This window comes from Streptomyces sp. NPDC001351 (genome assembly GCF_042896045.1).
Classification (GTDB): domain Bacteria; phylum Actinomycetota; class Actinomycetes; order Streptomycetales; family Streptomycetaceae; genus Streptomyces.
On the sequence record NZ_JBIAWS010000001.1, the window covers coordinates 1,168,229 to 1,190,554 of the forward strand.

Below are 22,326 nucleotides of genomic sequence, written 5' to 3' on the forward strand. Positions count from 1 at the left end.
CCCGCCCCCGCCGCGATGTCACCCGTTCGGGCTATGTGGCCGGGCGGGCCGGGACTGGACTGCGCACCCTGGATTACGTGTTCAGCACGTGATTCCCTCCCCAGCACGGCCGAGGAGGTCCCCTTGTGCGCATCTTCCGCCACCTGGCCTCAGTGACCGTCGCCGTCGCTCTCGTGATGTCCCTGCCGTACGAGGCGATGCCCCACGCGCGCGTGAGGCCCGGGAAGCCGCCGGCGCCGCAGCTCTTCGGCGCCGAGTGCCGTACCAGGGTCACCGGCTCCCACGTGACCGCGTACTGCCACAACCCCTATCCGCAGACCGACGGCGTCAGCCTGCACGTCGAGTGCGCCCGCTGGTGGGACCTCGACACCGACAGCACCCCGGTCGACACCGAGCCGGCGATGACCGTACGGCTCACCGGCCGGTGCTGGAAGGAAGTCGGCTCGGTGTGGATCAGTCACCAGAGGCGCTGAACCGTCCGGGACGGCACAGGAGCGGATAGCTCGCCGCCTCCGCGCCGGCCGCCTCGGCGTCGCCCGTACGGATCGCGTCGACCAGCCGTGTGTGCTCCATGTACGTCTCCGGGGTGAGCTCCCGGCCGACGTCCTCGCGCAGCCAGTCCCGCAGCACCTCGCCGAGATCGGCGTACATCGCGGTCATCACGTCGTTGTGCGAGGCCGCCACCACCGCCAGGTGGAAGGTCGAGTCCGCCGTCACGAAGGTCTCCGTGTCGCCCGACTCCCAGGCCTCCTCGCGCCGTACGAGCAGCGCGTCCAGCTGCTTGAGGTCCTTGTCCGTGCGCCGCCCGGCGGCGAGCCTGGCGGCTGCCGACTCCAGCGTGGAGCGCAGCTCGGCGATGTGCCGCGGGTCCGCGCCGGCGAAGCGGCGGTGCATCACACCCGCCAGCTCACTGGTCGCCACGACATAGGTGCCCGAGCCCTGGCGGATGTCCAGCAGACCGTTGTGCGCGAGGGCGCGGACGGCCTCACGGACCGTGTTCCGGGCCACCCCGAGCTGCTCGACCAGCTCGGGCTCCGTCGGGATGCGGGAGCCGACCGGCCACTCGCCCGAGGTGATCTCGTGTCGCAGTGCGGCGATGACCTGCTCGGACAGCGCGGAACGGCGGGGATGACTCAGGGGCATGGCACACCTTCGCACGCGGCGGGCGGATCCGGCCGACCCGGGGGTGGACAACCAATCATCCAATGATTCTATGATGGACGGCATGGCAAGTGAGGAAACTCGGACGACGACGTTCACGACCGTGGCCCTTCCGGCCGCGGGCGAGCCCCGGCGACCCGCCACGCGCGCGTGGCGGACGAGACTGCTCGTGCTCGGCATCGTCCTGTCGGCTCTCAACCTCCGCCCCGCCATCACCAGCCTGGGCGCGCTCCTCGAAGAGGTGCGCGACGGGCTCGGCATGAGCGGCAGCGTGGCCGGCCTGCTCACCTCCGTGCCCCCGCTCTGCTTCGCCGTCTTCGGCGTCACGGCCCCGCGCCTGGCCCGCCGCTTCGGACCGGGCGCGGTGGTGTGCGCGGGCATGGTCGCCATCACCACGGGCCTGCTCATACGGCCGTACGTGGGCGGCACGGCCGGCTTCCTGGCCGCCAGCGCGCTCGCCCTCATGGGCATCGCCGTCAGCAACGTCCTGATGCCGGTCATCGTCAAGCGCTGGTTCCCGGACCGGGTCGGCTCCATGACCGGCCTCTACTCGATGGCGCTCGCCCTGGGCACCGCCGCGGCGGCCGCGGTGACGGTGCCCATGACCGAGGCACTGGGCGGCGGTTGGCAGTCGGGACTCACGGTGTGGGCGGCCCTCGCGGCGGCCGCCGTACTGCCGTGGATCCCGTTCGTACGGCAGCGGGGCGCGACCCCCGCCGAGCAGCCGCCCGGGCGGCAGGAGCACGCGCGCGTGGAGACGCCCGCGCTGCGGATCACCCGGAGCCGTACCGCCTGGGCGCTCGCCGTCTTCTTCGGGCTGCAGGCCACCGCCGCGTACATCACGATGGGCTGGATGGCGCAGATCTTCCGGGACGCGGGCGTGCCCGCGGGCACGGCGGGCCTGCTGCTCGCCGTCACGATGGTGATGGGCGTGCCGCTGGCCTTCGTCATCCCGCGCGTCGCCGCCCGGCTGCCGCACCAGGGGCCGATCGTGATCGCGCTGGGTGCCTGCGGACTCGCCGGTTACGCCGGCCTGTATCTCGCTCCGGCCGCCGGTGCCTGGGCCTGGGCGCTGCTGCTCGGCGTCGCCAACTGCGCCTTCCCGCTGGCTCTCACCATGGTCGGCATGCGGGCCAGGACCGGCGCGGGCGTCGCCCAGCTGTCGGCGTTCGCGCAGAGCACCGGCTATCTGATCTCCATCCCCGGCCCGCTCCTGGTGGGCGTGCTCTACCAGCACAGCGGCGGCTGGGGGCTGCCGATCGCGCTGATGGCCGCCCTCATGGTCCCGCAGATGGTCGTCGGTGTCCTGGCGGGACGCAACCGCACAGTGGAGGACGAAGCGGCCCGCTGACCCCGGCCGAACCGTCGCAGGCGTGGGGTGCGAGACTTGCCGCATGCCAGTGCTCGACCCGAACCCCCAGAACGGCCAGAAGAAGATGCTGCTCGTCTTCGGCTCGTTCCTCGCCATCTTCGTGATCATCGCCATCATCGCGACGATCGCCTCGCCGTGACCGTCCGCCGGGCGGCCCGATGCGCCCGATGGTGGGGCTAGCACCCCCATCCCCTAGGGGGTGAGTGTCAGGGTCAACTGGGTGGATCTCCGGATGGGTTGAGGGCTCCGGATTCCGTAACTTCGAGGTGTGACCGCGTACGGCGGATCACCCGGACCCGAAGACCAGCGGAGGCACCCATGTCGGCCCAGTCGCACACCCGGCCCCACCCGGCGACCACGGGTGGCATCGACATCCGGCTGCCCTGGTGGGCCCTCGCCCTGCCCACGCTCGCCTTCATCGTGCTGCTGGCTCTGATGCTGAACCCGTCGGACGCACAGGCGGCGGCGGGCGATCCGGCGATCACCCACCTCTTCGAGCGGGCACAGCAGCTCATAGGCCGCTGAGCACCGGTTCGGCCGCCAGTCAACTCCCTGCGCCCCATGGCCTGTTTCATGCGAAGCTGGGTTCCATGAGCGTCGCAGAACCCCGCAGGATCGTCCTCTTCCGGCATGCGAAAGCCGACTGGCCACAGGTGACCGACCACGAGCGCCCCCTCGCTGAGCGGGGCCGCACGGACGCCGCAGTCGCCGGACGCAAGCTGGCCGACACCGGTATCCCCTTCGATCTGGCCCTGTGCTCCACCGCGGTCCGGACCCGAGAGACCTGGAAGCTCGCCGTCCATGAATTCCCGCACCGGCCGAAAACCGTCTACGAGGAGCGGATCTACGAGGCCTCACCCGGCGAGCTGATCGCGCTGCTCAACGAGAACCCCGACGACGTGCAGAACGCCGTACTCATCGGCCACAACCCGGGCGTGCAGGGTCTCGCCGAGATCCTGGCCGGCTCGTCCGAGGGCGACGCCGGCGAGCGGATGAACCGCCGCGGCTTCCCGGCCGCCGCCTTCGCCGTCCTGTCCTTCGAGGGCCCCTGGAAGGGCCTGGAGCCGGGCGTGGCCACGCTGCTGGACTATTGGGCGCCGACCGAGTAGCCGAAACGGCGCAACCAATAGACGACCGACGAAGCGAGCAGGCGACACGACGACCGAGGGGCCCGGCACCACCACGGTGCCGGGCAGGCCCCTCTGTGCCGATGGGGGCGACTACTCCTCGTCGTGCGTGTCCGCGGCCTCGACCTCTTCACGGGTGACGCCCAGCAGATACAGGACCGTGTCCAGGAAGGGCACGTTCACCGCCGTGTGCGCGGCCTCCCGTACGACCGGCTTGGCGTTGAAGGCGACGCCGAGACCGGCCGCGTTGAGCATGTCCAGGTCGTTGGCGCCGTCGCCGATCGCCACGGTCTGGGCGAGCGGTACGCCCGCCTCCGCGGCGAACCGGCGCAGCAGCCGCGCCTTGCCCGCGCGGTCGACGATCTCGCCGGTGACCCTGCCGGTGAGCTTGCCGCCGACGATCTCCAGGGTGTTGGCCTGCGCGAAGTCGAGCCCCAGCCGCTCCTTCAGATCATCCGTGACCTGGGTGAACCCTCCGGAGACCACGCCCACTTGGTACCCGAGCCGCTTGAGCGTACGGATCAGGGTCCGCGCCCCCGGCGTCAGCCGCACCTCACTGCGCACCTTGTCCACCACGGACGCGTCGAGCCCCTCAAGGAGCGCCACGCGCGCGTGCAGCGACTGCTCGAAGTCCAGCTCCCCGCGCATCGCGGCCGCGGTCACCTCGGCGACCTTGTCCTCGCAGCCGGCGTGGGCCGCGAAGAGCTCGATCACCTCGTCCTGGATGAGCGTCGAGTCGACGTCCATCACGACCAGTCGCTGCGCCCGGCGGTGCAGACCCGCCGCGACGACCGCCACATCGACACCCAGTGCCGCGGCGTCCGTCACCAGGGCGGTGCGCAGCGGCTCGGTCTCGACGCCGGACACCGCGAACTCGACCGCTGTGACGGGGTACTTGGCGAGGCGGAAGATGCGGTCGATGTTGCCGCCGACGGAGGCGATCTTCGCGGCGATCCGGGCGGTCGCCTCCGCCGTGAGCGGGTGACCGAGGACCGTGACCAGTGAGCGTCCGAGGCCGCGCGGGCGGTTGTCGCCCCGCCCGGAGATGATCTCCGCCTGCATCTTCATCGACTCCGCCCAGCTGTGGACGGTCGCCCGCAGATCCCCCTCAAGACCGTGGGGCGGCGGGGTCACGAGCGCGCACAGCGTGAGCCGGCCACGGGTGACGACCTGCTCGATGTCGACCACGTCGACGGAGTAGGCGGCGAGGGTGTCGAACAGGCCGGCCGTGATGCCCGGCCGGTCCTTGCCGAAGATCTTGACGAGGAGGGTGGGGACGTCAGAGGTCGAGGTCTGCGATGCGCTCATGGTGTACCCACCGTATCCGGCACCCAGTGCCGACCGCCGCCGCGGTCCGCCTGCCGGACACGGAACAATGGGTGTCGAGCGGATGACCAAAGCCTTACGGTCCGACCACGACTGCACCGAGGACACCGACCGCCCGGGCCGCTTCGGGGGTGGGTGGGCGCCTCGGGTGGCGTACGTGTGCCGGGGGCCCGGTTCCACCAGGGGGCGATGCGCCAGGCTCAGCCCCCCTTCGGCCGCAGCTGCCGCACCGGATCTCGCCGAGTGCTGCTTGCCGCGCACCGTGCCGGACGGCCCGGTTACCTCGGGGGCCGGTGCATCCCGCTCCGCGGCCTGCCTCTGGCCGGCGGGAGCCGTAGAGGCCGGCGACGACTGTGCGGGGCGCATCCGCTCTCGGCGGTCCGGTCGCCTCGAACGGTATGCGCGCGCCGGGCAGCCGGGCAGCCGGGCAGCCGGGTTTCCTTCCGGCGGTGGCCGGCGTGTGTGGCTCAGCGGTCGTCCTTCGGACGCCCCGGAGGGGGCGGTGGCTGGGGCGGGGGCGGGGCCCCGTCCGGGCCGGGGGCCGGCCGGTTCCCGCGGTGGGGGCGGGGCGGTTGCCGCGGGGGCGGGGGGCTGCCCATCGGGCGGGCCACCGTCGGGGCGCCGTACATGTCGCTGTTGCGGGTACCGGGTGGCGGCGAGCCGGCGGGCGGCCGTCCACGGCCGGAGGCGCCCGGCTCACCCTGCCGGTCCGGCGGCCGCGCGTCCTCCGGCTCCCGCAGCTCGTCCGGCAGCTGCAGATACGGATTGGTGGTGGGGTTCGGCGCCCGGTACGGCGTACTCGGCGTGTACGGCCCCGACGCGCCCCCGGCGGCAGGCACCCCGCCCCCGGTTTCGGGCGCGTACACCACCGCCACCCCGCCGCCCAGCGCCAGCGGCGCCGCCCGCCGCCCCGCCGCGCCGGTCGCCCACGCCAGCAGCGCCCCGGCGGCCCCCGCTCCCGCACCCCACAGGGCGCCCAGCAGCAGCGCCATGCCGAGCTGCCCGTGCAGCTCCACCCCGGCGCCGAACGCGTCGAAGCCCAGCACCGACAGCGAGGCGTCCGCCGACACCTCCGTCAGCCACGCGAGCAGCGGCAACGTCAGCGCCGTGACGATCCCCAGCCGCACCGCGCACCGCCCGGCGAAGGCGAGGGCGCCCGGACCCCGTACTCCCGAAGAAGCCGCAGCCGGCGAAGCCCCGGCACCCACCGGCGTCCGCACCGCGGCCAGCACCCCTGCCAGCAGCATCATCACGGCCGCGGCCACCCCCAGCAGCCACACGCGCCCGTCCAGGTCCGCCAGCCGCCCCAGCGTCACCGACTGGTCGGTCTTCGCGGTGAGCAGGCCGTCCAGCGGATGCGGCAGGAACTTGGTCAGTACGCCGGTCGCCTTGCCGTCGAACGGCACGAAAAGACCGATGGGGATAGCCAGCCAGGTGCCGTTGGGCGTGCCCAGCAGCGCGGCGCCGAAGATCCGCTTCGGGTGGTCGTCACCGATTGCCGCGTACGCCCCCGCCATGAACCCCGCCGCCACCGCCGTCAGCATCACCGTGACGATCGCCGACGCCGCCGGCCGTACGACCCGGTGCACGGCCTCCCAGCCGCGCGGCAGGGGAGTGCGGCGCGAGGCCAGCAGGGCGATCAGCAGGATGCCGGCCGACCAGCCGAGCCCGCCCAGCAGCGTGGGTGCCGTATCGACGGTGAAGCCGACCGCCGCCTTCGCATGGATGAGGTTGCCGATGTTGTCGGGCAGCAGCCCGCCGATGTTCCCGATGTCGCCGAGCCCGGGGATGTCGACGCCGCCCCCGCCCCCGCCCCCGCCGCCCGCGCCCGGCAGCTTGTCGAGGCCAAGCGAACCGCCGTCGATCGTGATGACGTCGTGCCCCGCCCACGCCAGCCCGCCCAGCGTCGCCACGAACAGCGCCACCACCGCGCCCGCGCGCGCCAGGAGTTCGGCCGGCGCGATCACAACTCCCGCCGCCCGCAAGGACCGTAGGAAGAACCAGGAGAGCAGGAGGGCGCCGACCAGGCTGACCCCCAGTGGCGTGATCGTGACGGCCGTATGCGCCTGCGCGCCTTTCAGGCCGAACGCCGACACGTCGCCGGACGGTGTGACCGAACCACCCGCCCCAAGTGCCACCACCGCCGCGGTCATCGGCCCGAGCGAGCCCGACGCGTCCGCCTCCAGCAGATGCAGACCGAGCGCCGCAGTGCCCACCATCCCGATCAACGCCCAGCTCACGGAGGCGATCGCGGACAGCAGGACGTCCCCCCAGGGCACCCTGGTGCCGCTCCTGACGGACTCGACACTCGACGACGCGCTCATGGACGCACTCATGGCAGACCCCCCGATCCGCATTGCGGCACGGCGGCCGCGCATGTCCCCCTCGCGTGGATTACCACTCTCCGGGCCCTTTTCAACCCCGTCAACGGAACCAGCCGATGCGCATGTGCGTGGTGGTTCACAAGGCCCGAGTTTCGGTCAGGGGGGCGAGCCTGAAATAGTTCCCGACGATGTTCGACATCCCTAGACTCCCTGTGTCGGGGGTAACTCGGGGGACTACTCAGTGGGGCATGGAGTGCCGGAACTCGTACTGGAATTGAATGGACGTACCTGGACGCTCGACCCGTCCAGGCCGTACACCCTCGGACGTGATCCGCAGGGGGACATCGTGCTCGACGACGCCAGAGTGTCCTGGCGTCACGCCACGATCAGCTGGGGCGGCCGCAGTTGGGTCATCGAGGACCAGGGCTCCACCAACGGCACGTTCGTGCAGGGGCAGCGGATCCATCACATGGAGATCGGGCCCGGCTCCGCGGTGCACCTCGGCAACGCGACCGACGGCCCGCTGGTCAACGTCACCGGCGCGGCGGCCGCGGTCGCCCAGCCCCAGCAGCAGCCGTACGCCGCCCAGGGCGCGGGCCCCGGCTGGGCCCAGCAGACACCGCAGCAGCAGGCCCCGCAGCCCGGCTGGCAGCAGCCGCAGCAGGCCGCCGCGCCGATTCCGCAGCAGCAGGGCCCCGGTGGTGGCGCGGGGGCGCCGCCGGTCTACGGCGACCGCAGCCCCACCACGTTCCACCAGTTCTCCATCGGCCGCGTGATGCGCATCGGCCGTGCCCTGGAGAACGAGCTGGTCGTCTCCGACCTGCAGGTCTCCCGGCACCACGCCGAGTTCCACTCGACGCCCGACGGCCGCATGGAGATCCGCGACCTGGGCTCGCACAACGGCACGTACGTCAACGGCCAGCCGATCGCGAAGGGCGGCTCGGCGCTGCTCGGCCCGACCGACATCGTCGGCGTCGGCCACTCCACGTTCCGGATCGTCGGCGACCACCTCGAGGAGTTCGTCGACACCGGTGAGGTGTCCTTCTCGGCCCGCCACCTGACCGTCACGGTCGACGGCGGCAAGCAGATCCTCAAGGACGTCTCCTTCGGCGTCCCCGAGAAGTCCCTGATCGCGGTCATCGGCCCGTCCGGCTCCGGAAAGTCGACCCTGCTCAAGGCGCTCACCGGCTACCGCCCCGCCAACCAGGGCGACGTCCTCTACGACAACCGCAACCTGTACAAGCAGTTCGCCGAGCTGCGCCAGCGCATCGGACTGGTCCCGCAGGACGACATCCTGCACAAGGAACTGACCGTCAAGAAGGCCCTCAAGTACGCGGCCAAGCTGCGCTTCCCCGCCGACACCACGGCCCAGGAGCGCGAGAACCGCATAGACGAGGTGCTGCGCGAGCTGAAGCTCGACATCCACAAGGAGAAGAAGGTCACCTCCCTCTCCGGCGGCCAGCGCAAGCGCGTCTCGGTGGCCCTGGAGCTCCTCACCAAGCCGTCCCTGATCTTCCTGGACGAGCCGACCTCGGGTCTCGACCCGGGCATGGACCGCGATGTCATGCAGCTGCTGCGCGGCCTCGCCGACGACGGCCGTACGGTCCTCGTCGTCACCCACTCCGTGGCCGAGCTGGCCCTGTGCGACAAGCTCCTGGTGATGGCCCCGGGTGGCGCGGTCGCCTACTTCGGCCCGCCGGAGGAGGCGCTGAACTTCTTCGGCTACGACACCTGGGCCGACGTCTTCTCCGCCTTCGAGAACTACCGCGACTACGACTGGGCCGGACGCTGGAAGGGCTCACAGCACTACCAGATGTACGCCGCGGACATCGACGCCGTTGCACCACAGTCCGTACAGATGCCTCCGATGCAGGCGATGAAGCCGCCGAAGCCGCAGGGCTGGATGAGCCAGTTCGTCACCCTGGTGCGCCGCTATGTCTCGGTCATCGCCTCCGACAAGGGCTTCCTCGCCCTGACGGTGATCCTGCCGCTCGTCCTCGGCTCGGTGAGCCTGCTCATCGACTCGGGCAAGGACCTGCTGGTCAACACGGAGATCAACCCGACGACCCAGCAGCCCGTCCCGAACGGCACGGCCACCACCGTCCTGCTGATCCTCGCGGTGGGCGCCTGCTTCGCCGGTGCCGCGAACTCCGTCCGTGAGCTGATCAAGGAACGGGTCATCTACGAGCGGGAGCGCGCGACCGGCCTGTCCCGCTCCGCGTACCTGATGTCGAAGGTCTTCGTGCTCGGCTTCATCACGGTGCTGCAGGGCCTGATGGTCGGCATGATCGGCTTCGCCAGCAGGAAGATCCCGACGGAGGGCCTCGTCCTCAAGAACCTCCCGCTGCTCGAGCTCACCATCCCGGTCATGGCCCTGGGCTTCACCTCGATGATGTTCGGCCTGATCATCTCCGCCCTGGTGAAGACATCCGAGAAGACCATGCCTCTGCTGGTCATGTTCGCGATCGTCCAGGTCGTCTTCACCGGCTGCCTCTTCGCCCTGAACGGCGCGATCGGCGTCAACCAGTTCTCGTATCTGATGCCCTCGCGCTGGGCCGTCGCCGCCGCGGGCGCCACGCTCGACTTCAACCGGATCAGCCCGCCCGGCAAGGGCAAGCCCAACGACCCGCTCTGGGAGCACACCGTGGGCGCCTGGAGCATGGACATGATCGCCCTGATCGCGCTCGGTGTGATCTGCGCGTTCTTCGTGGCCCGCTTCCTGCGCCGCCATGAGCCGGAGGTCATGCGCAAGTAGTCCGTCCGCCACGACGCTCTCGTACGACGCCGAAGGGCGGCACCCTCAGTGGGTGCCGCCCTTCGGCGCATGCGTGAAGAGGTCCGCGCCGACCTCAGTACGCGCTGTTGACGTTGTCGATCGAGCCGTACTTGTCGGCCGCGTAGTTGGCGGCGGCGGTGATGTTGGCGACCGGGTCGTAGATGTTCCAGGACGTGCCGGCCACGTGGTAGGCGCTGAAGGTCGGCGGGATGACCTGCAGCAGGCCCTTCGACGGGATGCCGTTGATGGCGTTGATGTCCCAGTTGTTGATGGCCATCGGGTTGCCCGAGGACTCCCGCATGATGTTGCGGTACAGGCCGTTGTAGCTGCCCGGTATGCCCTTGGACTGCATGATGTCGAGCGCGTTCCTGATCCAGCCGTCGAGGTTGTTCGCGTAGGTCTTGACGACCGGCTTGGCCGCGGCACGCTGGGCGGCCCGGCTCGCGGCCTCCTTCGCCTGGCGCGCGGCCTCGGCCTGCTTCTTCGCCGCGGCCGCGGCGGCAGCCTTCTTCGCGGCCGCGGCCTTCTGCGCGGCGGCAGCGGCGGCGGCCTTCTTGGCGGCGGCAGCGGCGGCGGCCTTCTGCTTGGCCTTGGCCTCGGCCTGGGCCTTGATGGCCTCGGCCTTCAGGCTGGCACCGGCGAGCTGGTCGGTGACGCTGGCCTTGACGTCCTTGATCTGGTTGGTGCCGTACTCCACCTTGGCCGTCGAGAGGGTGGCCTCGTTCGTGGTCGTCTCGGCGTTGCTGGGCACCGCGGAGAACGCCAGAGCGGCGGCACCGAGGGTGGCGACACCGGCCATCGCGACCTTCTGGTGACGGGTCAGCGAGCGACTGAGACGGCGAATGTTGGTGTTCTTGAGCATGGCAGACGGACCTCTTCGAATAGCGCGGAGGTCGCTCTACGTCCGGCGGGGGACACGGGTCCGACCCGCACAAACGCCGCGGGGGGAACCCGCGGCGCTGAGCGACGGCAGCCATTCTTAGCGGCCGCAAAATGTCGTGGCAAAGGTGTGACATACGATCCCCGGTAGTGGATCGGGTGAGGGCAAAAACGGACAGACTGGACCGTTCGCCCCGCTCATGCGGGGAGGGTCTGTCTCCTATCGCCCTTCGTACGTGATCTGCGCCCTATGCGCGGGCTCACATCGTCACCGGGACATTCTCACCATGAGTTGCTTGAGCAATGCACTGCGTAAGGGGCCTCCTCCTGCAGGATGAGGTGGACGTCCCCGAACTCGTGCCACAGGTAGAGCCCGCGCAGCGCCTCCTCGTAGCTACGGTCGACCGCGGCCCGCCCGGCGATCGCCTCCAGCATCAGCAGATGCGAGGCCTCCGGCTCGTGCAGCCCGGTCAGCAGCCCGTCCACCACCCGCACCCCGCGCTCCGGGGTGACCACGAGATCCGTCCACCCTTCACGCGCGTGTACGACGCCGTCCGGCCCCGCCGCCGACTCCACGGCCCGCACGGCCGTCGTCCCGACCGCCACCACCCGTCCGTCGCCCGCCCGCACGGCATTGATCAGCCGCGCCGACGCCTCCGGCACGGAGTACCGCTCCGGATACGGCGGCTCGTGCGCCTCCGCCGAGGCCACCCCCGTATGCAGGGTGATCGGTGCGAACTGCACACCCCGGCTGACCAGCTCCGCCACCAGCCGCGCCGTGAAGGGCCGCGCCGCACTCGGCATCTCCGCACTGCCCGCCCCGTCGGCCGGCGGCAGGGCGAACACCGTCTGGTACACGGCCAGCGGCTGGTCCCGCTCCGTATAGGAGTAGCGAATGGGCCGCCCGTGCTCCCGCATCAGCCCAAGGACCCCGGCCCCCGACACCCGCGCCCACCACAGCCGGTCGCCGCGCGCGCTCAGCGGCTCCTCCAGGACCAGCCGCACGCCCCCGGGCAACCGCACCTCCAGGCCCGCGGGCCCGCCCGCACGCGCGCGCGTGGTGCCCTTCCCGTCCGGATCCCGCAGCTCGACCGCCCACCGCCCGTCGTCCCCGCGCGTGGAGAAGTGCACCACCACGCGCGCGTGCCCGGCCCGCCCGTCCACGGCGGCGGCCAGCGTGGGAGAGGTGTTCACGACGAGCAGATCCCCGGCCCGCAGCAGCCGCGGCAGCTCCACGAACGCATGGTGCGACACCTCGCAGCCCCGCGACACGAGCAGCCGTACGGCGTCCCGGTCGAGCCCCGCCCCGCGCTGCTCGACCGGGACCCGGGCCGACAGCTCCTCCGGTACGTGCACCGCCACCGTCATCGCTGCCCCTCCAGCAGCGCCGGAGCCGCATACCGGCCGCTCGCCGGCCGCTCGTCCAGCAGCCGAAGGAACGCCGGCACCACACTCGCCGGTGCCGGCCGCGGATCACCGTCGTCCGGTACGGCCGCCGCATACAGGTCCGTGGCCATGTCCCCGGGGTCGACCGCCCAGACCCGCAGCCCGGGCTCCTCCTCGCCGAGCACCGCCGCCAGATGGTCGAGGGCCGCCTTCGAGGCGCCGTACCCGCCCCACGTCTCATAGGCCTCGGCGGCCGCGTCCGAGCTGACCGCGATCACCATGCCCGCCTCGGACGTCCGCAGCAGCGGCAGCGCCTCCTGGACCAGGCCCAGCGCGGCCACCACGTTCACCTCCAGCGCCCGCCTGAACCCCTCCAGGGGCAGCTGCTCCAGCCGTACCAGCGGCTCGGCGCCCAGCGCGCTGGCGTTGTTCACCAGCAGATCGATGCCGCCCAGCTTCCCCGCGGCCGCCACCAACTCCGCCCGGTGACCGGCGTCCGTGACGTCCCCGGGCACGGCGCTCACCCGCGTGCCGTACGCGGACACGGCCCCCGCCGCCTCGGTGAGAGCCCCCTGCGTCCTTGCGTCCAGCACCAGATCCCAGCCGCGCGCGGCCAGCGCCTCGGCCAGCGCCCTCCCCAGCCCCTTGGAAGCCCCCGTGATGATCGCTACCGGCATGACACGTCCCCTCGTCTCGGCCGCCCGTCGATCGGCGGTGACCTCAACCTAGGAACCGCGCCGCCCGCCCCGCCTCGGACGCGGGCCCCAACCGGCCGGGGCCCTTCGGACTAAGCCGCCCGTCCGGGGCCCCGGACCTACTCCGCCCGACCTAGGCCCACCGGCGCAGGCTCCGCCGTCACAGGGCCGATCCCCGTTGTCACACCCCGCCGGTACCTTGAGGGCATGAGTCACGGCCCCCGGTCCGGCCTCACCGCGGTGAGTTCCGCGCTGCTGGCCATGAGCAGGCATCTCGAGGTGCGCGACGTCCTCAAGACGATCGTCGCCTCGGCCCGCGAGCTGCTCGACGCGCAGTACGCCGCCCTCGGCGTCCCCGACGACCACGGCGGCTTCGCCCAGTTCGTGGTCGACGGCGTGAGCGACGCGCAGTGGAAGGCCATCGGCCCGCTCCCGCGCCAGCACGGCATCCTCGCCGCGATGCTCCAGGACGCGAAGATCGAGCGCCTCGCCGACGTCCGCAAGGACCCCCGCTTCGAGGGCTGGCCCTCCGCCCACCCCGACATGTCCGACTTCCTGGGCCTGCCGATCAGGGACGGCGACGAGGTCATCGGCGCCCTGTTCCTCGCCAATAAGAACTGCCCGAAGCCGGAAGGCAGCTGCGGCTTCACCGAGGAGGACGAGGACCTGCTCGCCATCCTCGCCCAGCACGCCGCGATCGCCCTCACCAACGCCCGCCTGTACGAGCGCAGCCGCGAGCTGACCATCGCCGAGGAGCGCTCCCGGCTCGCCCACGAGCTGCACGACGCGGTCAGCCAGAAGCTCTTCTCCCTGCGCCTGACCGCCCAGGCCGCCGCCGCCCTCGTCGACCGGGATCCCTCCCGCGCCAAGGGCGAGCTGCAACAGGTGGCCGCGCTCGCCGCCGAGGCCGCCGACGAACTGCGCGCCGCCGTCGTGGAGCTGCGTCCCGCGGCCCTCGACGAGGACGGACTGGTCGCCACCCTGCGCACCCAGATCCAGGTCCTCGACCGCGCCCACACCGCGCGTGTGACCTTCGACAGCTGCGGCGTGCGCGCCCTGCCGGCCGCCCAGGAGGAGGCCGTCCTGCGCGTCGCCCAGGAGGCCCTGCACAACGCCCTGCGGCACTCCGGGGCGCGGCACGTGGACGTGTCCCTGTCCCGGCGCGAGGGCGGCACGGTCCTCCGCGTCACGGACGACGGCAGCGGCTTCGATCCGAAGTCGATACGCCGCGCGGGACGCCACCTGGGCCTGGTGTCCATGCGGGACCGCGCAAGCGGGGTCGGCGGCGTGCTGAACGTGGAGTCGGCGCCCGGAAAGGGCACCACGATCGAGATGGAGGTCCCCGGTGGCTGACGCAATCAAGGTGCTGCTCGTCGACGACCACCAGGTGGTCCGCCGCGGCCTGCGCACGTTCCTCGAAGTGCAGGACGACATCCAGGTCGTGGGAGAGGCGGCCGACGGCGCCGAAGGAGTCGCCCGCGCCGAGGAGCTGCAGCCCGACGTCGTGCTGATGGACGTCAAGATGCCCGGCATGGACGGCGTCGACGCTCTGCGCAAGCTGCGCGAGCTGAACAACCCCGCGCGCGTGCTGATCGTCACCAGCTTCACCGAACAGCGCACGGTCGTCCCGGCCCTGCGCGCCGGCGCCGCCGGATACGTCTACAAGGACGTGGACCCGGACGCCCTGGCCGGCGCCATCCGCTCCGTCCACGCCGGGCACATCCTGCTCCAGCCCGAGGTCGCGGGCGCCCTGCTGTCCCAGGAGGAGGCCAACTCGGGCCAGGGGCGGGGCGGTTCGCTCACGGAACGGGAGCGCGAGGTGCTCGGCCTGATAGCGGACGGCCGCTCGAACCGGGAGATCGCGCGGGCCCTCGTCCTGTCCGAGAAGACCGTGAAGACCCACGTCTCGAACATCCTGATGAAGCTCGACCTGGCGGACCGCACCCAGGCGGCCCTGTGGGCCGTCCGCCATGGTGTGACCGGCTGAAACGCGCCGAGCGCCGGGACGCCGCGGCAATACGGAGGGTTCCGCTCCGGACTGAGATTCATACCGTCGTGGGAATGTCCCCCGGATGGCGCATCCTCCGCGGATCTCCGCCGTTCTTCAGTGCGTGCTGCGGCGATTGCCGCGGCAACCGCTAGGGAGGGCTTGGAAAGTGAAGAACCTGAAGAAGGCAGCGGCTGTGACGATGGTGGCCGGCGGTCTGCTCGCCGCTGGAGCCGGAATGGCCTCCGCCACCACCGGCGGTGCGCACGCCGACGGGACGGCCGTGGGCTCGCCCGGCATCGTCTCGGGCAACGTGGTCCAGGCCCCGGTGCACGTCCCGGTGAACGTCTCGGGCAACAGCGTGAACGTCGTCGGCGTGCTGAACCCCGCCTTCGGCAACCTGGCCGTCAACCACTGACGTCCGCCACAGGGCATGCACGACCACCGGCCTCCCGGGTATCCCGGGAGGCCGGTCAGTCTTTGACGGCGGTCGCCCTGCAGCGCCGGTCGGGGTTTGTCTTTCAGCCCGTCCGGCGTTTGAGGACGAGGCCATTCAGGCCGACAAAGGGGGTCTGGGGGCAAAGCCCCCAGGTACGGCCGCACAACCCCCGGCCACAGAGAACCCAACGCTCACCGCACCCCCCGCTCCCGCTCCTCCACAACGGAGTTGTACGCGGCGACCTGCGCCCGCCGAGCCGTCCGCTCCACCGGCCGCAGCGCCTCGGCCCGCGCCCCCATCTCACCGGCGCTCACCGCGCCCCCGTGCCCGTTGCCGCGAGCAAGGGAAATCAGCAGCCCCACCCGCTGCGCCAGCTCCAGCACCCGCACCGCCCGCGGCGGATAACCCGGTGCCAGCACCTCCCGCCCCCGCTCGGCCCGCGCCCGGTACGCATCGATCGCCGCCTCCGCCACCGGTCCCGACCCGGCGACATCCAGCCGCGACAGCACCTCCGTCGCCTCCCGCAACGCCTCCGCCAGCTCCCGCTCGGCCTCACCCAGCGAGGGCACATCGGCCGGCGGGGCCTCCCGCACCGGCAGGCAGTGCCACACCACCTCCACATGCACATCGCCGTCGGGCCCGGCCTCGTACACCTCAGGCACCAACCCGAACGCGGCGCCATGACAGACCACCGCCTCCTCGGCGTCCATCGCCCGCGCATTGAACTCCGGCGGCCCGCTCAGCCCCAGCGGATGCCCCGGCGCGGGCAGCGCGACCCGCAGCCCCGTGGCGCCGAGCGCCCGCAGCCGGCCAAGCGCCAGAGTGAGCCCGACGGGCGCAGCCTCACCGGGCAGCCCCTCCATGCGATGCACGGCATCGTCCCCGACGATCGCCAGCACAGCGTCGTCCGGCGAGACAAGTCCGGCCAAAAGGGCGTTTCCCCAAGCGGCAAAGCGTCCTGAACGCGGTTCCGAGAGCATGCCCCCACCCTAAGGACCGGACCGATGGAATGGGCCGGGCGACCGGTGGCGTAGATTTCATCGAGGGCTGCGCCCGAAAAGCGCGCACGCGACAGCCGAGACGCCGAGACCGGTCACACTGCAAGGGGAGACAACGCGCTCATGAGCGATGTTCTGGAGCTTCAGGACGTATCCGTGGTCCGTGAGGGCCGGGCTCTGGTGGACCAGGTCTCCTGGTCGGTCAAGGAAGGCGAGCGCTGGGTCATCCTCGGCCCCAACGGCGCCGGCAAGACGACCCTCCTGAATGTCGCCTCCAGCTACCTCTTCCCCAGCAACGGCAGCGCCACCATCCTCGGCGAGACCCTCGGCAAGGTCGACGTCTTCGAGCTGCGCCCCCGCATCGGCATGGCCGGCATCGCCATGGCCGACAAGCTCCCCAAGCGCCAGACCGTCCTGCAGACCGTCCTCACCGCCGCCTACGGCATGACCGCCGGCTGGCACGAGGACTACGAGGACATCGACGAGCAGCGCGCCCGCGCCTTCCTCGACCGCCTCGGCATGACCGAGTACGTGGACCGCAAGTTCGGCACGCTCTCCGAGGGTGAGCGCAAGCGCACCCTCATCGCCCGCGCCCTGATGACCGACCCTGAGCTCCTCCTCCTCGACGAGCCCGCCGCCGGCCTCGACCTCGGTGGCCGCGAGGACCTGGTCCGCCGTCTCGGCCGCCTCGCCCGCGACCCGATCGCACCCTCGATGATCATGGTCACCCACCATGTCGAGGAGATCGCCCCCGGTTTCACCCACGTCCTGATGATCCGTCAGGGCAAGGTCCTCGCCGCCGGCCCGCTGGAGCTCGAGCTCACCTCCCGCAACCTCTCCCTCTGCTTCGGCCTCCCGCTCGTCGTCGAACAGGTCGGCGACCGCTGGACCGCTCAGGGCCTGCCGCTGTCCTGACGGTGTGAAGCCCGCGCGAAAACACGGGCAAGAAGCCCACCCAGCCCCATCGCGCCCTGTCCGAGGCAGGACCCGCGGTCCTACCATGACCATGTGAACGACATCGACGCATGGGTGTGGTGGCTCGTCGGCGCGGCTGCGCTCGGAATCCCGCTCGTGGTGACCGCGATGCCGGAGTTCGGCATGCTCGCAGTGGGCGCCGTCGCCGCCGCGGTCCTCGCCGGACTGGGCTTCGGCGTCGTGGCGCAGGTGCTCACCTTCGTCGTCGTCGCGGTCGCCCTCATCGCCGTCGTACGGCCCATCGCGCTCCGGCACAGCGCCCAACGCCCCCAACTCGCCACAGGCGTCGAGGCGTTGAAGGGCAAGCAGGCCGTCGTACTCGAACGCGTCGACGGCTCCGGAGGCCGGATCAAACTGGCCGGCGAGGTCTGGTCGGCCCGCTCGCTCGACGCCGGCAGCGCTTACGAGGTGGGGCAGGAAGTGGATGTCGTGGAGATCGAAGGGGCCACCGCAATCGTCATCTGACCTCGTAGGACTCAACTGAAGCGAACAGCCCACGAGTTGTGCGAGGGTCTGTCAGACTCGACCAGCAAGATCTTCAACAACCATAAGATCTTCCGAAAGCGCCGAGGCGGAGAAGGGTACGGGGAACGACGATGGAACCGGTCATCATCGTCCTGATCATTCTGGTGGTGTTGGTCTTCATCGCCCTGATCAGGACAATCCAAGTCATCCCACAGGCCAGCGCCGCCATCGTGGAGCGCTTCGGCCGCTACACGCGGACACTCAACGCGGGCCTCAACATCGTGGTCCCGTTCATCGACACGATCCGCAACCGCATCGACCTCCGCGAGCAGGTCGTGCCGTTCCCGCCGCAACCGGTGATCACCCAGGACAACCTGGTCGTCAACATCGACACGGTCATCTATTACCAGGTGACCGACGCCCGGGCCGCGACGTACGAAGTCGCCAGCTACATCCAGGCGATCGAGCAGCTCACCGTCACCACGCTCCGCAACATCATCGGTGGCATGGACCTCGAGCGGACCCTGACCTCCCGCGAGGAGATCAACGCGGCCCTGCGCGGCGTCCTCGACGAGGCCACCGGCAAGTGGGGCATCCGCGTCAACCGCGTCGAGCTCAAGGCCATCGAACCGCCCACCTCCATCCAGGACTCGATGGAGAAGCAGATGCGCGCCGACCGTGACAAGCGCGCAGCGATCCTCACCGCCGAAGGTACGCGCCAGGCCGCCATCCTCACCGCCGAAGGTGAGAAGCAGTCCCAGATCCTGCGCGCCGAGGGTGAGGCCAAGGCCGCCGCCCTGCGCGCCGAGGGCGAAGCCCAGGCGATCCGCACGGTCTTCGAGTCCATCCACGCCGGCGACCCCGACCAGAAGCTCCTCAGCTACCAGTACCTCCAGATGCTTCCGAAGATCGCCGAGGGCGACGCCAACAAGCTCTGGATCGTCCCCAGCGAAATCGGCGACGCCCTCAAGGGACTCTCCGGCGCCATGGGCAACTTCGGCCCGTTCGGCGGCAACTCGGGCGGCGGAGGCGCGGAGAAGGCTCCGGAACGCCGAGAGAAGCCGTCGATCGACTGACGCGTCCTGTACGACACCGGGGCTCACCTCCGACGGAGGTGAGCCCCGAGTTCTGCGTACGGCCTAGGCGGCGGGCTGGGCCAGCCAGTCCGGAAGCGCCTCGAAGTCCTCACTGCCGAGCGTCAGCAGCATCGCGTCCTGAGGCGTCGGCTCGAACGGCTGCCGCAGCAACGGCATACCCGCCTGCTCCGGAGTGCGGTCCGCCTTACGGTGGTTGTCCTCCGCGCAGGAGGCCACCGTATTCAGCCACGAGTCCTGACCGCCCTGCGCCCTCGGCACCACATGGTCCACCGTGGTCGCCCGCCGACCGCAGTACGCGCACCGGTGCCGGTCCCTCACCAGCACACCCCGCCTCGACCACGGAGCTTGTCTTCGGAACGGCACCCTCACGTACCTGCACAATCGGATCACCCGGGGCGCGGGTATGTCGACCGCGGCTCCACGCATGCGCAGCTCGGGGTGGGCCTGCTCGACAACGGCCTTGTCCTGCAGCACCAGAACGACGGCTCGATTCAACGTCACCGTCGACAGCGGCTCGAAGCTCGCATTCAGTACCAGCGTGTCCCGCATCCCAGCCCACCTCCCGTGCAGTCGGCCCACCCCCTGGCGGGCTTGGATCAACTCTGGCCGGGCACGCCGAGATGGACAACGCAATAAAAACTGCCCGCCCCTGATCAATTCCAAGACCAGAGGCGGGCAAACGTTCCATGAACGTCAGTCTTCGGCAGGCACCTCGTACTCACCGATCAGCTGGGCACGCGCGATCGCGTGGAACCGCAGATTGAAACCGACGACGGCGGGAGAGACATCGGAATCCGGCCCCAACTTCTCCTGGTCCACGGCGTACACCGTGAACACATACCGGTGCGGCCCGTCCCCGGGCGGCGGAGCGGCCCCGCCGAAGTCCTTGCTCCCGTAGTCGTTGCGCACCTGCACGGCACCCTCGGGCAGCCCCTCGAACTTGCCGCTGCCCGCACCGGCCGGCAGCTCGGTCACCGAGGCCGGGATGTCGAAGACCGTCCAGTGCCAGAACCCGCTGCCCGTAGGCGCGTCCGGGTCGTAGCAGGTCACGGCGAAGCTCTTGGTCTCGGCGGGGAAGCCCTCCCACCGCAGCTGCGGCGAGGTGTTGCCGCCCGCATAGACCTGAGCGTCCTTGAGCGTGGCGCCCTCCTCGACGTCCTCACTCGTCACCGTGAACGACGGCACGGGCGGATGGAAGTCATGGGGGAGCGGCCGCCGCTTGAGCTCGGTCACCTCGGTACCTCCTGATCGATGACGGAATCAGCAGCTCCGAGCCTAGAACCAGTTGCGCTTGCTGCCGACCTCGGACAGCCACTGGTTGAGGTACGCCGCCCAGTCGGTCCCGTAGAAGTCCTGCAGCCCCACCTGGAAGGACCGGAACGTGTCACTGCCCTCGCTGAACAGACCGGGCTTCTTGTCCATCTCCAGGATGACGTCCATGGCGTGCTCGTCGGCCACAAAGCTCAACTCGACCTGGTTCAGCCCGCGGTACTGCGACGGCGGGAAGAACTCGATCTCCTGGTAGAACGGCAGCTTCTGGCGCGTACCCCGGATGTGTCCGCGCTCCATGTCCGCGTTCTTGAAGCGGAAGCCCAGCTGGATGAACGCGTCCAGGATCGCCTTCTGCGCCGGCAGCGGGTGCACATTGATCGGGTCCAGGTCACCGGAGTCGATGGCGCGCGCGATCGCCAGCTCCGTGGTCACACCGATGTTCATTCCGCGCAGCGCCTGCCCGTCGATCATCGTGACCGGCGTCTCCCACGGGATCTCGAGCCCGAACGGCACCGCGTGCACGGCCCCGGCCTGCAGCTCGAAGGCACCACCGAGCTGCACCTTGGTGAACTCGATGTTCTGCTTGTACTCCTCGTCGCCGCTCTCGACCTCGACCCTGGCCTGCAGCCCGACCGACAGGCCCTCGATGTCCTGGTTCACGGACCCGCCCTGGATCCGCACCTCACCCTGGACGACGCCGCCCGGAACGACGTTGACCTCGGTCAGCACCGTCTCGACCGAAGCCCCGCCGGCCCCCAGGCTCGCGAGCAGCTTCTTGAACGCCATGTCTCTCCCTATACGTGTGGACCCTTGATCCCTACCAACGCGATCCGGGCACGGCCGGTTCCGCCCCACACCCTGGCAAGCAGACGGAACCTTGACCACCCCTTGGCCTCCACCCGTCTGGACTAGGCTCGTGCCCCATGATCGCGCCACCGGACCGTACGCCACTCCCCAGGAAGTTCTTCGACCGCCCCGTCCTGGAAGTCGCCCCCGACCTCCTGGGCCGCATCCTCGTGCGTACGACACCGGACGGTCCGATCGCCCTGCGCCTCACGGAGGTCGAGGCCTACGACGGCCCGAACGACCCCGGCTCCCACGCCTATCGCGGACGCACGGCCCGAAACGGCGTGATGTTCGGTCCGCCCGGGCATGTATACGTCTACTTCACCTACGGCATGTGGTTCTGCATGAACCTGGTGTGCGGCCCCGAAGGAAGGGCGAGCGCGGTCCTGCTCCGGGCCGGTGAGGTCATCGAGGGCGCCGAGCTCGCTCGTAAACGCAGACTCTCGGCCCGAAATGACAAGGAACTGGCCAAAGGGCCCGCACGCCTGGCCACAGCCCTGGGCGTGGCCCGCGATCTTGACGGCACGGACGCGTGCGCCCCAGGGGACACGCCGTTGCGGATCCTGACGGGCACCGCAGTCGCCCCCGACCAGGTACGCAACGGTCCACGCACCGGCGTGGCAGGTGAGGGGGGCGTGCACCCGTGGCGCTACTGGATCGCCAACGACCCGACGGTGAGCCCCTATCGGGCCCACGTTCCGAGGCGCCGCTCAAGTTGACGCGTCCCTGGAAGCTGCGTAATGTAGCCCGAGCCGCTTGACCCGGTACGGCAATCGCCAACAGCCGGAAGCGGCCAAACCACTACCTACGATCGCCCCTCGGCGGGGTCGAATTCGGTGTGCCCGCATGCCTGAATTCGGACTCGCAGAACTCGATTATGAGTTTGCCGGGGGAATCGGTTAACGTAGTGAATGTCGAAAGGCCCCGCCGACTGGGAATCAGGCCCGAAAGGATCTGATAGAGTCGGAAACGCAAGACCGAAGGGAAACTGCCCGGAGGAAAGCCCGAGAGGGTGAGTACAAAGGAAGCGTCCGTTGCTTGAGAACTCAACAGCGTGCCAAAAATCAACGCCAGATATGTTGATACCCCGTCTCCAGCGTCTGCTGGGGCGAGGTTCCTTTGAAAATACACAGCGAGGACGCTGTGAACCGTTCGGGCTTATTCCGCCCGGCGGTTCCGCTCTCGTGATGTGTCACCCGAT

At 70.4% G+C, this 22,326-nt stretch carries 23 protein-coding genes; 13 read left to right on the forward strand and 10 right to left on the reverse strand.

Annotation, left to right across the window (positions count from 1 at the left end):
- Positions 1 to 125: 125 nt before the first annotated feature.
- A complete protein-coding gene (locus ACFY1U_RS05395; protein ID WP_390692792.1) occupies positions 126 to 473 on the forward strand; it encodes a hypothetical protein in 348 nt (115 codons plus the stop codon).
- On the opposite strand, the gene ACFY1U_RS05400 is transcribed toward ACFY1U_RS05395, so the two are convergent.
- A complete protein-coding gene (locus ACFY1U_RS05400; RefSeq protein ID WP_390692793.1) occupies positions 454 to 1,143 on the reverse strand; it encodes a FadR/GntR family transcriptional regulator in 690 nt (229 codons plus the stop codon). The genes ACFY1U_RS05395 and ACFY1U_RS05400 overlap by 20 nt on opposite strands.
- Positions 1,144 to 1,213: 70 nt before the next feature.
- On the opposite strand from ACFY1U_RS05400, the gene ACFY1U_RS05405 reads away from it, so the two are divergent.
- The 4 genes from ACFY1U_RS05405 (at position 1,214) to ACFY1U_RS05420 (ending at position 3,642) form a co-directional block, all read left to right on the forward strand.
- The gene (locus ACFY1U_RS05405) at positions 1,214 to 2,512 is read left to right on the forward strand and encodes a CynX/NimT family MFS transporter (protein WP_390692794.1); all 1,299 of its coding nucleotides are present in this window, start codon (positions 1,214 to 1,216) and stop codon (positions 2,510 to 2,512) included.
- Between the two features lie 43 nt (positions 2,513 to 2,555).
- Complete coding sequence (locus tag ACFY1U_RS05410) at positions 2,556 to 2,672, forward strand: SGM_5486 family transporter-associated protein (protein WP_269787331.1); 117 nt, start codon at positions 2,556 to 2,558, stop codon at positions 2,670 to 2,672.
- Positions 2,673 to 2,851: 179 nt separating this feature from the next.
- On the forward strand, positions 2,852 to 3,058 hold the full coding sequence (locus ACFY1U_RS05415) for a hypothetical protein (RefSeq protein WP_390692795.1): 207 nt from the start codon (positions 2,852 to 2,854) through the stop codon (positions 3,056 to 3,058).
- Positions 3,059 to 3,123: 65 nt separating this feature from the next.
- The gene (locus ACFY1U_RS05420) at positions 3,124 to 3,642 is read left to right on the forward strand and encodes a SixA phosphatase family protein (protein WP_390692796.1); all 519 of its coding nucleotides are present in this window, start codon (positions 3,124 to 3,126) and stop codon (positions 3,640 to 3,642) included.
- Positions 3,643 to 3,753: 111 nt separating this feature from the next.
- Here ACFY1U_RS05420 and serB read toward each other — a convergent pair whose 3' ends face one another.
- Both serB and ACFY1U_RS05430 read right to left on the reverse strand, forming a co-directional pair.
- Positions 3,754 to 4,968 carry a phosphoserine phosphatase SerB gene (serB, locus tag ACFY1U_RS05425; protein ID WP_390692797.1) on the reverse strand — a complete coding sequence of 405 codons (1,215 nt, stop codon included), beginning with the start codon at positions 4,966 to 4,968 and terminating at the stop codon, positions 3,754 to 3,756.
- Positions 4,969 to 5,453: 485 nt separating this feature from the next.
- Complete coding sequence (locus ACFY1U_RS05430) at positions 5,454 to 7,310, reverse strand: streptophobe family protein (RefSeq protein WP_390692798.1); 1,857 nt, start codon at positions 7,308 to 7,310, stop codon at positions 5,454 to 5,456.
- Between the two features lie 253 nt (positions 7,311 to 7,563).
- On the opposite strand from ACFY1U_RS05430, the gene ACFY1U_RS05435 reads away from it, so the two are divergent.
- Positions 7,564 to 10,065, forward strand: a complete 2,502-nt coding sequence (locus tag ACFY1U_RS05435; protein WP_390692799.1) for an FHA domain-containing protein — start codon at positions 7,564 to 7,566, stop codon at positions 10,063 to 10,065.
- A gap of 94 nt (positions 10,066 to 10,159) precedes the next feature.
- On the opposite strand, the gene ACFY1U_RS05440 is transcribed toward ACFY1U_RS05435, so the two are convergent.
- From ACFY1U_RS05440 to ACFY1U_RS05450, 3 genes are all read right to left on the reverse strand, one after another.
- Positions 10,160 to 10,948: a transglycosylase SLT domain-containing protein gene (locus ACFY1U_RS05440; RefSeq protein ID WP_390692800.1), complete on the reverse strand. Its 789-nt coding sequence runs from the start codon at positions 10,946 to 10,948 to the stop codon at positions 10,160 to 10,162.
- 299 nt (positions 10,949 to 11,247) lie between these two features.
- Entirely contained in the window at positions 11,248 to 12,333 is a 1,086-nt protein-coding gene (locus tag ACFY1U_RS05445; RefSeq protein ID WP_390692801.1) for an S-adenosylmethionine:tRNA ribosyltransferase-isomerase, read from the reverse strand.
- Entirely contained in the window at positions 12,330 to 13,028 is a 699-nt protein-coding gene (locus ACFY1U_RS05450) for an SDR family NAD(P)-dependent oxidoreductase (protein WP_390692802.1), read from the reverse strand. The genes ACFY1U_RS05445 and ACFY1U_RS05450 overlap by 4 nt, the downstream gene beginning before the upstream one ends.
- Positions 13,029 to 13,253: 225 nt before the next feature.
- Here ACFY1U_RS05450 and ACFY1U_RS05455 point away from each other — a divergent pair, with 225 nt between their 5' ends.
- The 3 genes from ACFY1U_RS05455 to ACFY1U_RS05465 all read left to right on the forward strand — a co-directional run bounded on the left by ACFY1U_RS05455 (position 13,254) and on the right by ACFY1U_RS05465 (position 15,451).
- Complete coding sequence (locus ACFY1U_RS05455) at positions 13,254 to 14,399, forward strand: GAF domain-containing sensor histidine kinase (RefSeq protein WP_390692803.1); 1,146 nt, start codon at positions 13,254 to 13,256, stop codon at positions 14,397 to 14,399.
- Positions 14,392 to 15,033: a response regulator transcription factor gene (locus tag ACFY1U_RS05460; protein WP_365844203.1), complete on the forward strand. Its 642-nt coding sequence runs from the start codon at positions 14,392 to 14,394 to the stop codon at positions 15,031 to 15,033. Before ACFY1U_RS05455 ends, ACFY1U_RS05460 begins: the two co-directional genes overlap by 8 nt.
- 169 nt (positions 15,034 to 15,202) lie before the next feature.
- Positions 15,203 to 15,451, forward strand: coding sequence for a chaplin (locus ACFY1U_RS05465; RefSeq protein ID WP_099927856.1), 249 nt, complete (start codon positions 15,203 to 15,205; stop codon positions 15,449 to 15,451).
- 212 nt (positions 15,452 to 15,663) lie between these two features.
- On the opposite strand, the gene ACFY1U_RS05470 is transcribed toward ACFY1U_RS05465, so the two are convergent.
- Positions 15,664 to 16,452: a hypothetical protein gene (locus ACFY1U_RS05470; RefSeq protein WP_390692804.1), complete on the reverse strand. Its 789-nt coding sequence runs from the start codon at positions 16,450 to 16,452 to the stop codon at positions 15,664 to 15,666.
- Between the two features lie 141 nt (positions 16,453 to 16,593).
- Here ACFY1U_RS05470 and ACFY1U_RS05475 point away from each other — a divergent pair, with 141 nt between their 5' ends.
- The 3 genes from ACFY1U_RS05475 to ACFY1U_RS05485 all read left to right on the forward strand — a co-directional run bounded on the left by ACFY1U_RS05475 (position 16,594) and on the right by ACFY1U_RS05485 (position 18,986).
- The gene (locus tag ACFY1U_RS05475) at positions 16,594 to 17,385 is read left to right on the forward strand and encodes an ABC transporter ATP-binding protein (protein ID WP_390692805.1); all 792 of its coding nucleotides are present in this window, start codon (positions 16,594 to 16,596) and stop codon (positions 17,383 to 17,385) included.
- 93 nt (positions 17,386 to 17,478) lie between these two features.
- Entirely contained in the window at positions 17,479 to 17,910 is a 432-nt protein-coding gene (locus ACFY1U_RS05480) for an NfeD family protein (protein ID WP_390692806.1), read from the forward strand.
- A gap of 131 nt (positions 17,911 to 18,041) precedes the next feature.
- Positions 18,042 to 18,986 carry an SPFH domain-containing protein gene (locus tag ACFY1U_RS05485; protein WP_361272652.1) on the forward strand — a complete coding sequence of 315 codons (945 nt, stop codon included), beginning with the start codon at positions 18,042 to 18,044 and terminating at the stop codon, positions 18,984 to 18,986.
- Positions 18,987 to 19,049: 63 nt separating this feature from the next.
- Here the strand turns inward: ACFY1U_RS05485 and ACFY1U_RS05490 are convergent, their stop codons facing one another.
- The 3 genes from ACFY1U_RS05490 to ACFY1U_RS05500 all read right to left on the reverse strand — a co-directional run bounded on the left by ACFY1U_RS05490 (position 19,050) and on the right by ACFY1U_RS05500 (position 21,065).
- The gene (locus ACFY1U_RS05490; protein ID WP_390692807.1) at positions 19,050 to 19,556 is read right to left on the reverse strand and encodes an HNH endonuclease; all 507 of its coding nucleotides are present in this window, start codon (positions 19,554 to 19,556) and stop codon (positions 19,050 to 19,052) included.
- Between the two features lie 144 nt (positions 19,557 to 19,700).
- Positions 19,701 to 20,240 (reverse strand): YbhB/YbcL family Raf kinase inhibitor-like protein, encoded by a 540-nt coding sequence (locus ACFY1U_RS05495; RefSeq protein ID WP_390692808.1) that lies wholly within the window; start codon positions 20,238 to 20,240, stop codon positions 19,701 to 19,703.
- Between the two features lie 42 nt (positions 20,241 to 20,282).
- Complete coding sequence (locus ACFY1U_RS05500; RefSeq protein ID WP_390692809.1) at positions 20,283 to 21,065, reverse strand: sporulation protein; 783 nt, start codon at positions 21,063 to 21,065, stop codon at positions 20,283 to 20,285.
- A 137-nt stretch (positions 21,066 to 21,202) separates the two neighbouring features.
- Between ACFY1U_RS05500 and ACFY1U_RS05505 the strand changes: the two genes are divergently transcribed.
- Positions 21,203 to 21,844 (forward strand): DNA-3-methyladenine glycosylase, encoded by a 642-nt coding sequence (locus ACFY1U_RS05505; RefSeq protein ID WP_390692810.1) that lies wholly within the window; start codon positions 21,203 to 21,205, stop codon positions 21,842 to 21,844.
- Positions 21,845 to 22,326 lie beyond the last annotated feature (482 nt).